At 65.3% G+C, this 13431-nt stretch carries 11 protein-coding genes; 4 read left to right on the top strand and 7 right to left on the bottom strand.

Features of this window, described 5'->3' with window-relative positions; translation table 11 throughout:
- Nucleotides 1-318 precede the first annotated feature (318 nt).
- A complete protein-coding gene (locus DIE08_RS25385; RefSeq protein WP_124904191.1) occupies nt 319-1386 on the top strand; it encodes a porin in 1068 nt (355 codons plus the stop codon).
- Between the two features lie 489 nt (nt 1387-1875).
- A complete protein-coding gene (gene proP / locus DIE08_RS25390; protein ID WP_124904193.1) occupies nt 1876-3345 on the top strand; it encodes a glycine betaine/L-proline transporter ProP in 1470 nt (489 codons plus the stop codon).
- 82 nt (nt 3346-3427) lie between these two features.
- Here the strand turns inward: proP and DIE08_RS25395 are convergent, their stop codons facing one another.
- From DIE08_RS25395 to DIE08_RS25410, 4 genes are all read right to left on the bottom strand, one after another.
- Nucleotides 3428-4252 carry an alpha/beta fold hydrolase gene (locus DIE08_RS25395; RefSeq protein ID WP_124904195.1) on the bottom strand — a complete coding sequence of 275 codons (825 nt, stop codon included), beginning with the start codon at nt 4250-4252 and terminating at the stop codon, nt 3428-3430.
- A gap of 396 nt (nt 4253-4648) precedes the next feature.
- Complete coding sequence (locus tag DIE08_RS25400) at nt 4649-6001, bottom strand: TRAP transporter large permease (protein WP_124904197.1); 1353 nt, start codon at nt 5999-6001, stop codon at nt 4649-4651.
- A 4-nt stretch (nt 6002-6005) separates the two neighbouring features.
- Nucleotides 6006-6584 carry a TRAP transporter small permease gene (locus DIE08_RS25405; protein ID WP_124904199.1) on the bottom strand — a complete coding sequence of 193 codons (579 nt, stop codon included), beginning with the start codon at nt 6582-6584 and terminating at the stop codon, nt 6006-6008.
- Nucleotides 6581-7567, bottom strand: a complete 987-nt coding sequence (locus DIE08_RS25410) for a TRAP transporter substrate-binding protein (RefSeq protein ID WP_124629436.1) — start codon at nt 7565-7567, stop codon at nt 6581-6583. The genes DIE08_RS25405 and DIE08_RS25410 overlap by 4 nt, the downstream gene beginning before the upstream one ends.
- Before the next feature lie 742 nt (nt 7568-8309).
- Here DIE08_RS25410 and DIE08_RS25415 point away from each other — a divergent pair.
- Complete coding sequence (locus DIE08_RS25415; RefSeq protein WP_059600650.1) at nt 8310-8504, top strand: hypothetical protein; 195 nt, start codon at nt 8310-8312, stop codon at nt 8502-8504.
- A gap of 122 nt (nt 8505-8626) precedes the next feature.
- Here the strand turns inward: DIE08_RS25415 and DIE08_RS25420 are convergent, their stop codons facing one another.
- The gene (locus DIE08_RS25420) at nt 8627-9307 is read right to left on the bottom strand and encodes a GntR family transcriptional regulator (RefSeq protein WP_059600652.1); all 681 of its coding nucleotides are present in this window, start codon (nt 9305-9307) and stop codon (nt 8627-8629) included.
- A 268-nt stretch (nt 9308-9575) separates the two neighbouring features.
- Nucleotides 9576-10517: a DMT family transporter gene (locus DIE08_RS25425; RefSeq protein ID WP_124904201.1), complete on the bottom strand. Its 942-nt coding sequence runs from the start codon at nt 10515-10517 to the stop codon at nt 9576-9578.
- Nucleotides 10518-10750: 233 nt separating this feature from the next.
- Here DIE08_RS25425 and DIE08_RS25430 point away from each other — a divergent pair, with 233 nt between their 5' ends.
- Nucleotides 10751-11674 carry a recombination-associated protein RdgC gene (locus DIE08_RS25430; protein ID WP_124904323.1) on the top strand — a complete coding sequence of 308 codons (924 nt, stop codon included), beginning with the start codon at nt 10751-10753 and terminating at the stop codon, nt 11672-11674.
- Between the two features lie 289 nt (nt 11675-11963).
- Here the strand turns inward: DIE08_RS25430 and abaF are convergent, their stop codons facing one another.
- Nucleotides 11964-13343 carry a fosfomycin efflux MFS transporter AbaF gene (abaF, locus tag DIE08_RS25435; protein ID WP_124629442.1) on the bottom strand — a complete coding sequence of 460 codons (1380 nt, stop codon included), beginning with the start codon at nt 13341-13343 and terminating at the stop codon, nt 11964-11966.
- Nucleotides 13344-13431 lie beyond the last annotated feature (88 nt).

Raw genomic sequence — 13431 nt, forward strand, 5'->3', positions numbered from 1 at the left:
GCGCTCGCTCGCGAAGGGCGAGGCGATCACGCAGGACACGTCCACGCTCGAGAACCCGGCGATCCTCGAGCAGCTCGGCCAGTCGCTCTGAATGACGGGGCCGGCATCCGCCGGCCTTACCCAATCTCTTCGACGCACGCGCGTTCGGGCGGCCATCCCCGCCATGAACGCGTCGCATGCGGCCGACACCCGGCCACGCACGTGCGTTCCGCCGCGCCCCATCGTGCGTATGCGGCCCGCGCGCCGGACACCGCTTCGCGGCGGTCCGTCGCATTCCCCGTTCGATGCATCGACGTACAACAACACTGGAGACACCCAATGAAAAACAGAATCGTGATCGGTTGCGCTGCGCTGGCAGGCGCGATGGTCAGCAGCAGCGCCTTCGCACAGAGCAGCGTAACGCTGTATGGCAACCTCGACGCCGCGGTGCTGTACACGAGCAAGACGCTCGACGCCGCCACCGGCGCGAACGCCGGCCATCAGTTCGCGATGACCGACACCGGCATGACGCCGACGACGTTCGGGATGATCGGCACCGAGGATCTCGGCGGCGGACTCAAGGCGAAATTCCAGCTCGAAAGCGGCTTTGCCGTCACCAACGGCGCGTTCGCCCATTCGAACGGCAACTTCTTCGGCCGCCAGGCGTGGGTCGGGCTCGACGGCGGCTTCGGCACGGTCAAGGCCGGCGTGCAGTACTCGCCGTTCCTGCTCGCGATCTTCGATTCGGATCCGCGCAGCTTCTCGCACTTCGGCAGCGGGCTGATCAACTACGTCGACAACGTGCTGGTGACGGGCCTGTTCAACCCGAACGCCGTGTCGTACACCAGCCCGACGATCGCCGGCCTCACCGGCAGCGCGATGTTCGCGTTCGGCGGCAAGGCCGGCGACTTCCAGGCCGGCCGCCAGTATTCGGCGAGCCTCAAGTACGAACATGAGGGCTTCACGATCGACGCCGCGTTCTACGACGGCAACGACGGCACCAACCCGACTCCGACGCCGAGCACCGTCGCGTTCGTCGGGCGCACGATCGGCGCCGCGTACCGCTTCGGCCCCGTCACCGCGAAGGCATCGTTCACGAGCTACAAGATCGGCGGATCGTTCAGCAACAACGTGTATGGCGGCGGCCTCGATTACCAGGCAACGCCGGCCGTCGACCTGAACGGCGGTGTCTGGTTCACCAGCGATCGCAACGACACGGCCAATCACTCGCTGCTCGCGGCCGTCGGCACGACCTACAGCCTGTCGAAGGCAACCGCGCTGTACGCGCAGGTCGCGATGGTCAACAACCACGGTGCGATGAACACCGGGCTCGGGATCAACAACGCGCTTTATGCGGTCACCGGCACGACCGTCGGCGCGAACGTCGGAATCCGCCACATGTTCTGATGCGCAGGTGGCGGTTTCGGTGCCGAATCGCCACCGCCATGCATTCGCAGTCCGAATCATCTCGCGCCGATATCGGTACGCCAGGACGCGTTCGGATTCGGCGCGATCTCCATCGCGCACGAATCCGTGCCCGACGTATCGCCCATCTCACGCCCGCGCGATCCGCCACGTGCAGCATCCACGCACACCGCAAGATCAGCGTCCGGTATAGACCGCCATCGGCGCGGCCCGGACCGCCGGGCGCCGAACCTGCTGATACGCGGAGTTGCCCGGCTGCGCCATCCGTGTCGTTTTCGACCGGTTTCCGGGCGCATGACCGATAGTCCGCGTTTCCCGTTTCTCTACACTGCTTCACACCAGCACACACCTGCCGGATGTCGCATGACGCGCGCCGCATCACCGACATCACGGCGATCCCGAGACAACCGCCTTCGTCCCCGACGGTTCCGCATCCGCTCGGCCAGCCGAAGGCTCCTCCAGGAGCGTTCTTTGAGTTCATCGCAAGCGCACCCCGCGAAAGCCCGGTCTTCGCGCAAGTCCCTCAAGCTGGACGACATCACGATCGTCGACCCCGCCGTCCTGAAGCGAGCGGTCGGAGCCATGGCGTTCGGCAATGCGATGGAATGGTTCGACTTCGGCGTCTACAGCTATATCGCCGTCACGCTCGGCAAGGTGTTCTTCCCCTCCAGCAGCCCGTCCGCGCAGTTGCTCGCGACCTTCGGCACGTTCGCGGCCGCGTTCCTCGTGCGCCCGCTCGGCGGCATGGTGTTCGGCCCGCTCGGCGACCGCATCGGCCGCCAGCGCGTGCTCGCCGCCACCATGATCATGATGGCCGTCGGCACCTTCGCGATCGGCCTGATCCCCAGCTACGCGTCGATCGGCATCATGGCGCCGATACTGCTGCTCGTCGCCCGCCTCGTGCAGGGCTTCTCGACCGGCGGCGAATACGGCGGCGCCGCCACCTTCATCGCCGAATTCTCGACCGACAAGCGCCGCGGCTTCATGGGCAGCTTCCTCGAGTTCGGCACGCTGATCGGCTACACGCTCGGCGCGGCCACCGTCGCGATACTGACGGCGACGCTCTCGCAGGAAGCCCTGCTGTCGTGGGGCTGGCGTGTGCCGTTTTTCATCGCCGGTCCGTTGGGCCTCGTCGGCCTGTACATCCGGATCAAGCTCGAGGAGACGCCCGCGTTCAAGAAGGAAGCCGAAGCGCGCGAAGCGGACGAACGATCGCGCCCGAAACAGTCGTTCGGCACGCTGCTCGTCGAACAGTGGAAGCCGCTGCTCCAGTGCGTCGGCCTCGTGCTGATCTTCAACGTGACCGACTACATGGCGTTGTCGTATCTGCCCAACTACCTGTCGGCGACGCTGCACTTCAACGAAACGCACGGCCTGTTCATGGTGCTGCTCGTGATGGTGCTGATGATGCCGATGACGCTTTACGCCGGGCATCTGTCGGACCGGCTCGGCCGCAAGCCGGTGATGATGTTCGGCTGCGTCGGCCTGCTCGTGCTGTCGGTGCCCGCGCTGCTGCTGATCCGCTCCGGCGGGATGCTGTCGGTGTTCGGCGGAATGATGATCTACGGCACGCTGCTGTCGACCTTCACCGGGGTGATGCCGTCCGCGCTGCCCGCGCTGTTCCCGACGCGGATCCGCTACGGCGCGCTCGCGATCGGCTTCAACGTGTCGGTGTCGCTGTTCGGCGGCACGACGCCGCTCGTCACCGCATGGCTCGTCGATCGCACCGGCGACCTGATGATGCCGGCCTACTACCTGATGGGCGCGTCGTTCATCGGCATCGTGTCGGTGCTCGCGCTCCGCGAAACCGCACGGCGGCCGCTGCCCGGCTCCGCGCCGTGTGTCGCGAGCCGCGCGGAAGCGCAGGACCTGATTCGCCGCGGCGTTGACGAGGGGCGCGTGCGCGACCGCAAGTTCGCGCCGGTCGGCGAACGCGCGTAATCCAGTCATGCAGTGATGCAAGCCGTTGCGTCGTCATGCGACGCCGCGCGGCACCCCCTCGCGGGCGCCGCGCATCTGACTGTCAGCCCGCCGCGAGCTGCTGTTCGTCGAACCAGTCGAGCAGCGTCCGCGTGACGAACGCGGGATTCTCCAGGTTCGAGATGTGGCCGGCGTCCGGCACCAGCACATGGCGGCAACCGATCACGCCCGCCATCTTCGCCGTCTCCGACGGCGGCCGCGCCATGTCGCCCGCGCCGCACATCAGCAGCGTGCGCTCGGCATCCAGTTCAGCGAGCGCGACGAGCGTATCCGGCCGCCCGAAGATCAGTCGACCGAGCGGGACGATCGACTGCCGCAGCCGGTCGGCCGGAAGGTTCGCGAGCGCGGCGCGAAACGCGGTCGGCACCGGGTCGGCGAGGTTCACGTCCGGCCGGAAGAACAGCGGCACGATCGCATCCAGCAACGGCGGCGCGATACAACCGGCGGCGGCGATCGCGTCGAGCATCCCGAAGTAGCGCAGCCGCGTCGCGTCGGGTTCGGACTCCAGCGACGCATCCATCAGCACGAGCGAGCGCACGCGCTGCGGTTCGCGCAACGCGAGCCGCGCGCCCCACATCCCGCCGACGCTCAGCCCCACGACCGCGCACTGCTCGATCTCCAGCGCATCGAGCAATGCGCTCGCGTGCGCGGCGAGGTCGTCGAGCGTCTCGGTGCCTTCGGGCAGCGGGCCCGACGCACCATGCCCCCACAGGTCCGGCACGATCACGCGATAGCGGCTCGCCAGCGCGTCGATCTGCGGCGCCCACATCGCCGAATCCCACAGGTAGCTGTGTCCGAGCAGCACCGGAAATCCGGTGCCGTGATCCTGGTAATGCAGGGTGCTGCCATGAACGATGTGTGCGGGCATGTCGTCTCCGGATGTCAATGCGATCGGCGGCGGCCCGGAAACGGGCGCCGCGATCCGCGGCGTTCTGCGACGAACGCGAAGCGGCGAATCATCGCACAGCTTGCCCGCGCTGCGTGTGACTGCCGTCGCGCGTCCCGCGACGCATGGCGTCGTGCACTTCCGCCGTGCGACCGGGACGACGCCGGGCACCGGAATGTCGAGGCTGTCGCCGTTCGAGACATACCCTTACGACGCTGCGTGCGTGAGCGATGCGGCCAGCGCGAACGCGGCGGCCGCGACGGCCCGCCATGCTGTCTTCATGTTGATGTGAATGCGCCGTGCGTGACGCGACCGTTAACGTGTTCGCGGCACCGGACAACCAGGGTCGTCCGATGCCGCGACGGGCGAAACGCATGATCAGAACACCGCGTGCCCGCTGATGAGGCTCGGCAGCCAGGTGGAGAAGAACGGCATGTACGTGACGATGTTGATCGCACTGAAGATCGCGAGGTAATACGGCCACGCCATCTTCGTCGTCTCGCCGATCGACACGTTGCCGATCGCGCAGCCGACGAACTGCACCGAACCGATCGGCGGGTGAACGAGACCGAGCGAGCAATTCAGCAGCAGCATGATCCCGAACTGCACCGGCCCGACGCCGCACGCCATCGCGATCGGCAGGAACAGCGGCGTCGTGATCAGGATGTGCGCGGCCATGTCGACGAACGTGCCGAGGAACACCTGAATGATGTTGATGTACAGCAGCATCAGCCAGGGCGCGGCGGTCGACTGCTTCAGCAGCCCTTCGATCGCATCCGGAATCTCCAGGTACGACATCTGGAAGCGCAGCATGTTGGACACGGCGATCAGCAGCAGCACGACGCCCGTCGTGCGCGCCGCATGCGACAGCGCGCGGCGCAGTTTCTCGACGGTCAGCGTGCGGTACACGATCGCGGTCAGCACGAGCGAATACACGACGGCGATCGCGGCCGCTTCGGTTGCGGTGGCGATCCCCTTCGCGACGCACACGAGGATGATCGCGATCACCATCAGGCCCGGCACCGCGCCGACGAAGCTGCGCAACACCGCATACCAGCCCGGGAACGTCGGCAGCGCGGACGAACCGTCTTCACGGCGCGGATAGCCGTGACGCACGGCTTGCCAGTACGCGGCGGCGAGCACGAAGCCCATCACCCACAGCACCGGCAGGAGGCCGGAAAACAGCAGGTCGCCGATCGACACGCCGCTCACCTGCTGGCCGTGCAGCATTCCCGTGATCCCCTGTGCGGCGAACGCGTAGATGATCATGTTGGTCGACGTCGGCATCAGCGCGCCGGCGAGCGACGCGTGGGTCGTCACGTTGACCGCGTAGGCCGCGCTGTAGCCTTCGCGCTTCATCAGCGGAATCACCACGCCGCCCATCGCGGACGTATCGGCGGTCGGCGAGCCCGACACGCCGCCGAACAGCGTGCACGCGACGACGTTGGCCATCCCGAGGCCGCCTCGGAAGTGGCCGACGGTTGCCTGCGCGAAACGTAGGATCCGGTCCGCGATGCCGCCGTGCAGCATCAGCTCGCCGGAGAAGATGAAAAACGGCACCGCGAGGAACGAGAACGCGTTCATTCCCGAGATCATCGACTGCATCGCGGTCGCGATCGGGAGCCCTTCGACCATATAGGTCAGCACGCAGGCAATCCCGAGCGCGAACGAAACGGGCACGCCGAGCACGAGGAAAATCAGAAAACTGACGGACAGGATCGCGAGTTCCATGGCGTTATTGGGCCGACGAAGAACGACGAAGCGCGAGCAGGTGCTCGAGCGAGAAGAGGATGATGGCGATCGCCGCGGGAATCGTGATCAGGTAGCGCACGCCCTCGGGCAGCCCGATGATCGGAATGCGGTCGCCCATCGTCTCCGCGGCCATGCTGCCGCAGCCGACCATGATCGCGATCGCGAACGCAATCAGGCTCAGGTGCTGGATCGCGATCACCACGGTGCGCGCGCCCGGCGACAGGCGCCTCACGAGCGAGTCGAGGCCGATGTGGCCGCCGTCGCGCACCTTCATCGCCGCACCGAACATCGCGATCACGATCACCAGCAGCAACGCGATCGGCTCGACGAAATCGGGCGCGTTCTCGAACACGTAACGCATCACGACCGCGTAGAACACCAGCACCGTGAGCGCCGCGAGACACAGCGACGCGACCACGGCCAGCGCGCGGAACAGCAGGTCGTTCACGCAACGCAGGAGCGGCGCCGCCGCGCGCGGCCGGCACGGTGCCGCACCGTCCGCGACGGCCGCATCCGGCGAGCCCGCGGCCGCCGCGCCATTCAGGGAGGTGCGACGGGTCACTTCGTTGCCTCGATCTCGTCGACGATCTGCTTCATCTGCGGCGTCTTCTCGTACTTGGCCCACAGCGGCTGCATCGCCTTCACGAATGCCGCGCGATCGATCTGCGCGGCGGGCAGGATCTTCGCGCCGCCCTTCGTCACCGTCTGCTGCGCCGATGCCTCGCGCGCGGTCCACAGCTTCTGGTAGTACGGCACCGAATCGGCCGCGGCCTTCCTGATCGCGGCCTGTTCCTGCGGCGACAGCGTGTCCCAGATCTTCTTCGAGAACACCAGCACTTCCGGCGTCATCGCGTGCTGCGTCTCCGAGTAGTCGGGCGCCACCTCGAAGTGCTTGGTTTCCTCGTACGACGGCAGGTTGTTTTCCGCCGCGTCGACGAGGCCCGTTTTCAGGCCCGTGTAGACCTCGGCGAACGGCATCGGCGTCGGCGTGCCGCCCATCGCCCTGATCTCGTCGACCATCAGGTCGGACGGTTGCACGCGCACCTTCAGCCCCTTCATGTCGGCGGGCGTGCGCACCGGGCGCTTCGCGTAGATCGAGCGCGCGCCGCTCTCGTAGAACGTCAGCGCGATCATCCCCTTCGCCGCGAACGCGTCGAGGATCTTCTGGCCGGCCGGGCCGTACATCGCCTTGCGGAAATGGTCGACGTCGCGGAACAGGAACGGGAACGACGGGATCAGCGACTCCGGCACGATCTCGTTGAACGATGCGCCGTTCACGCGCGCCATGTCGATCGCGCCGATCCGCACCTGGTCGACCGTGTCCTTCTCGGAGCCGAGCGCGCTGTTGCCGAACACCTTGATCGAGTCCTTGCCGCCCGTCAGCTTCGACAGCTCGTCGCCCATGTACTTGACCGCCATGTTGGTCGGGAAGCTGTCGCCGTGCACGTCCGCCGAGCGGAACACGCGGGCCTGCGCGGACACCGCGAAGCCGGCCATCAGCGCGACGGCCAGTGCGGTACGGGAGCGGGTGAATCGGTGCTTCATCGTCAGTCTCCTTGCTGGTTGCTCGTTGTTTGGCGGCGATCCGGTCGGCCTCCGCATGCATCGATGCACGGCCTTCGCGGATTCGCAGTCATACGTTGTATGACGTGTCGGAGCGAATGTACGTCGGTTAATCGTTTAACTCACTTGGTGCATACCCTATAACGGGCTCTGTAGCGGGCTTGCGGCGGGAGATGGGAAAAAATCGTCTCAACTCGGTGGCTGACCTGCAAAACGTTTTCCGGAAACAGGTCTGCATTTGAATCGGCACGATGTTGAATCGCTTTCGCGAGACCGGACGCCGGCTTTCGCTTCTATTTCATGCGTTATAGGATGACTGACTACTGCGCGCCCGCAGCCGCACGACGCCAAGCCAGGACGATCAATCGGCCGTGAACCTCACGCTGCACAACGTGAACCTGCCGGTTTGAGCGTCGACCGCGAACCGCGTCGTCGTGAACGTCGAGGCAACGCGCAATATGCGTCCGGCCAACGTGGTCGAGTTCGTCGACTTCCTCCGGCATCGGACCAGTCAAACCCGTTCGGCTCGACGGGGGCGCCGCCGTTGTAATGATGATGCGATGACGCTATTCCCCGCCGTTACGCGGGAATGGCGTCATCGGGCCCGGTGCGCCCGTCGTTGCGCGCTTCCGGCATGCGGGCCGGCGCCTGCGCGCGTGTATACGCCGCGGGCACGCGCGATGCGTGCTTGCGGCGACATCGGAAATGCGAATGGAGGTGTGCGATGCAGACGACCAGAACGTCGGCCGGTCCGAATCAGGACACGCCGCTGAATCCGGGCGACGAAGGGCCACCCGATGCGCCGGGCGTGGGCGAGGACCTGTGCGGCGTGTGCCGCGGCACGGGCATGGTCGAAGGACAGCCATGCACGGTGTGCGGCGGAACGGGCAAGGTGCTGCAGGGTATTGGCGGCGGATAGGCGAACGACACGCATGCAGGCCGGTTGCCGCGATGCCCGGACGGGCCGCGCCTCACATGCGACGCCTCGGCACTGGAATCTGCCGCAACGCGGTGTTCGCAGCGTCCTGGCCGGACGTGCTCTCAACGACCGAGGCGTCGATCCCGCAGGAACGCGTTCAGCTCGCCGCCCGCATGCTCGATATGCCGCTTGAGCAGCGATGCCGCCGTGCGCGCGTCGCCCTTGCGGCACAACGCGACCAGCTCGGCATGTTCGGATTCGGCCACGTCACGCGCGGCCTCGGACAGCGACAACTGCACGCGCGTGTAGCGGTCGGTCTGCTGCAGCAGCGACGCGACGATCGCCGCCGTCTTCGGCTGGTCGGCCCGCGACAACAACACCTGATGCAGCTCGGTGTTCAGTTCGCCCCAGCGCCCGGACTGGCTCGCATGCAGCACTTCGCTGTATTCCTCGAGGATCGCATCGAGCCGCGCGAAATCCTCGGCGGTCAGCTTCGGAATCGACTTCTTCAGCAGCACGGGTTCCAGCAGCGCGCGCAGTTCGAACAGTTCGGTGATGTCTTCCGGGGACAGCTCCGAGACGATCGCCCCCTTGTGGGGCAGGATCTTGACGAGCCCCTCGCTCTCGAGCTGCACGAGCGCTTCCCTCAGCGGAATCCGGCTGATGCCGAGCTCGGTCGCCAGCGCATCCTGGCGAAGCTGATAGCCGTCGACATACTCCCCTGTCAGGATACGGCGGCGCAATTCGTTCGCCGCGGCTTCGGCGCGCGTGGCGTAGACAAGAGGAGGGCGTTTCTCGTTCATGTTCGGATTGGGGGAAGGCGGTCAGGCAGATGTCGGCGCGACGGCGGATATTGCATATTTTCTACAATATTAGCAGAGCGCCCGCGCCGTCGAGCCGCCGCCGCATGGGGCTTCACCCTGTCGGGGCTTCACGCTGTCGCGCCCTGCGTTCGGCCGCCTGCGTATGTCGCTTGCCATCCCGAAGCGGTCACCCACGCGATGTGCCCTTGAGCGGCCGGTTCCGGATCGGAAGCAGCCGCTCAACAATGCTGCGCATCTCCAGCGCGACTTACCTGGAAATCCGGTTCGACTGTGCTGCCGGTGAATGCAGGACTTTCAACGCTATAACGACTCCGCAAACGATGGCGCCGATGCCGAATGCCTCGTCGAACCTAGGCCACCGATGACTTGCCACGAGCCCGAACGACGTCGCGAATACCGTCTCGGTCACGATAAGCTGACCTGCAAGCCCGATTGGCAGCTTCTTCGATGCTATCGTCCACGCCCACGAACCACCAATCGACCCTACTGCGGCCAGAACAAGTGAACTCGCCAGAACAAGTCCGAATGACGACCACTGGATGCCAAGTCTGGTGATATTCAGCAGCGACAGTGGTGCAGCGATTGGAATAAAGAGCGCAATCTCCAGCGCGCCACCGATCATCATCATCGCCGTCCACTTCCTCGGGTCCATCCCCGGGCGCTTTCTTAGCGCGTTTCGATTGGATAGGGCGAAGGCGGTCCACAGCGATACTGCGCCAAACGAGATTGCGATGCCAGCGATGACTCGAGTCGACAGGCCATCAAGCGCCTCCATCAGCCCGGACGAGTTGACCATCATCAAGCCCAACGTGATGAAGCCCAGAGGGATACTCAGAACTCTCCACGATGTGGCCTGTGCGCCCTGATTCCCAACGATGGCAAGCACCACGGGTACAGTCGCGACAATCGCTGGCGGGACAATCGGCCCGGCGAAGCGTACGGCTGACATGATCGTCACGAAATAGCCTACATACCCGACGAGACCTAGCCATGCCGCGACCAGCCAGTCGACTAAGGTCGCGTGCGACCCGCGATCCTTCACGGCGATGAACAGAACAGCGCCCAATATTCCCGAAAGCAGAAATCGCGTAACAGCCAGGTCGTAAATGGAGTATGGACCGATCACGTAAGGCGCAACAAAATTGAGCGACCAGGAGAATGCCGCGAAAACGGCAGCAAACACACCCATCAGAGACCGCGCCTGCATTCTCAGCTCCCGGAGTCAACGCAATCAGGTTAGCGGGTGCAGCGCCGTCGACCTTCCGAAAACAGCCCTGTTCTTACCCCGGAACGACAAGTTTTATGACGCCAACCCGGTAATAAGCGGCCCTCAGCGCGGCCGCTCACAGGAAAACGTCAGCGACTCTTGATGGCCGGCAAACGTCACCGTCATATAGAATGATGCGCTTTGCCCGCACGCCTATGTGGTTCAAGAATCTTCAGCTTCATCGTCTTCCGGCACCGTGGGCCGTTACCCCCGATCAGATGGAAGAATGGCTGGCGCCCCACGCGTTTCAGCCGGGCACCAGCGTCGAGATGCAGCGCTTCGGATGGGCGTCGCCGCGTGACGACGGCGCGCTTGTGTATTCGATCAACCAGCAGATGCTGCTGATGTTTCGTGCCGAAAAGAAGCTGCTCCCGGCCTCGGTCGTCAATCAGGTGACCAAGGCCCGGGCGCTTGAAGTCGAGGAGCAGCAGGGCTTCAAGGTCGGGCGAAAACAGCTGCGCGAACTCAAGGAGCAAGTGACGGACGAACTGCTGCCGCGCGCGTTCACCATTCGCCGCGATACCCGCGTGTGGATCGATACGGTGAACGGCTGGCTCGTCATCGATGCGGCTGCACAGGCTCTTGCCGACGACGTCCGCGGCCTGCTCGTCAAATCGATCGATCAATTGCCGCTCGCCGGCGTTCAAGTGGCGCTTTCGCCGGTCGCCGCGATGACGGATTGGCTGCTGTCCGGCGACGCGCCGGGCGGGTTCACCGTGGACCAGGACGCCGAGTTGCGCTCGAGCGGCGAAGGCGGGGCCACGGTGCGATACGTCGGCCACGCGCTGGAAGCGAACGACATGCGCCGGCACATCGAGGCCGGCAAGCAATGCATGCGCCTCGCCATGACCTGGGATGACCGAATCTCCTTCGTGCTGACGCCGTCGCTGACGATCAAGCGCGTCACGCCGCTCGACGTGATCAAGGAAGCGGCGGATCCCACCGCGCAGAACGACGACGAACGCTTCGACTCGGACGTCACGCTGATGACGGGTGAATTGGGGCGGATGTTGACCGATCTGGTCGATATCCTGGGTGGTGAGCGGCACGACGCGATTCATCAGGCGGCAGCAGCCTGAGTCTCGCCGGCTGTCAAGGATCATCGCCCTACGGCGGCGAGGCTTCGCGCTGACGCGACATGTCGAGCAGGAGCGTCGCCGCTCTGGCGCGGGTCGCGGCTGCGCGCTCGCGATCCGTAGGAGACCGGTGCAATCCCTGAACGCGGCCGCGATCGTCAAGGTCGCCAGGCAATTCGTATAAGACCACCGACCGTCTTCCCCGCTCTCCCCGGGAAATCCGCGCTGAACCGAAAAAAAACCACCCTCGCGGGTGGCTTCGGTGCGTTCGACCGGGCTTCGGTCGCATACGTCACGCGTGGGTGCGCCGGCTCGCCTCGGCATCGACGTCGCGCAGCGACTTGCCGCGCGTTTCCTTCGCGAGGCCCACGCAAACGATCGAGATCGCCGCCGCCGCGACCAGATACAGTGCGATCGGCGTCGACGAGTGATAGCGCTCGAGCAACGACAGCCCGATCAACGGCGCGAGCGAGCCGGCCATCAGCGGCGCGACCTGGTAGCACAGCGACAGCGCGGTATAGCGCACGTTGGTCGGGAACATTTCGGTCATCAGCGCCGAGTACGGCGAGTAGGTCATCGATTCGATGAACAGGCCGAGCACGATCGCGGCCATGATGATCCAGTCGTTGCCGGTGTCCATCATCGGGAACGCAACGAAGCCCCAGCCCGCGGTCAGCACCGCGCCGGTCAGATATACGGGCTTGCGGCCGACGATGTCCGACATGAGCCCCATCAGCGGGATGAAGAAGAAGTGAATCGCGTTGGCGGCGAACATCAGCTTCAGGATCCGCGTAGTATCGAAGCCGACGACCAGCTTCAGATAGGTCAGCGAGAACGTGACGACCATGTAGTACAGGATGTTCTCGGCAAAACGCGCGCCGATGCCGATCAGCACCTGCCGCCAGTGGTACTTCAGCACGTGGCCCACGCCGAGCTGCCTTTCCTGCTTTTGCGCGCGGCGCGCCTGCGCTTCCTTGAAGATCGGCGCATCGTCGACCTTGCGGCGAATCCAGAAACCGATCAGCACGACCACCGCCGAGAACCAGAACGCCGCGCGCCAGCCCCACGCAAGGAAGTCGGCCTCGGACAGCGAGCTCGACAGCACCAGCAGGATAATGGTCGCGACCAGGTTGCCGGCCGGCACGCCGGCTTGCGGCCAGCTGGCCCAGTAGCCGCGGCGGTTGTCCGGGCTGTGCTCGCTGACCAGCAGGATCGCGCCGCCCCACTCGCCGCCGAACGCGAAGCCCTGGATCAGGCGCAGCGACACCAGCAGCACCGGCGCCCAGTAGCCGATCGCATCGAAGGTCGGCAGGCAGCCCATCAGGAACGTCGTGATGCCGACCACGATCAGGCTGACCTGCAGCAGATACTTGCGGCCGAACTTGTCGCCGTAGTAGCCGAACACCAGCCCGCCGATCGGGCGCGCGGCGAACCCCACCGCATACAGCGCGAACGCCGCGAGCAGGCCGTCGATCGGGTTGCCCGTCTTCTTGAAGAAGTGCGTGCCGAACACCAGCGCCGAGGCCGTTCCATACAGGAAGAACTCGTACCACTCCGCCACCGATCCGACCATCGACGCCGCGACAACCCGCTTCAATTCCCGTTTCGACGCCGTGTCCTGCACGGCCGTCGCACCACCAGGCGAGACTGCCTCGCCGACCTGACTTGTCATCTCCGTATCTCCTCTCGTTGTCTTCCATTTCCCTTGACGGGCCGGTTCGCGGGTAAGCGCGCCGAAAGATTTTATACAATACACAATC

The organism is Burkholderia sp. Bp9004 (genome assembly GCF_003858025.1).
GTDB lineage: Bacteria > Pseudomonadota > Gammaproteobacteria > Burkholderiales > Burkholderiaceae > Burkholderia > Burkholderia diffusa.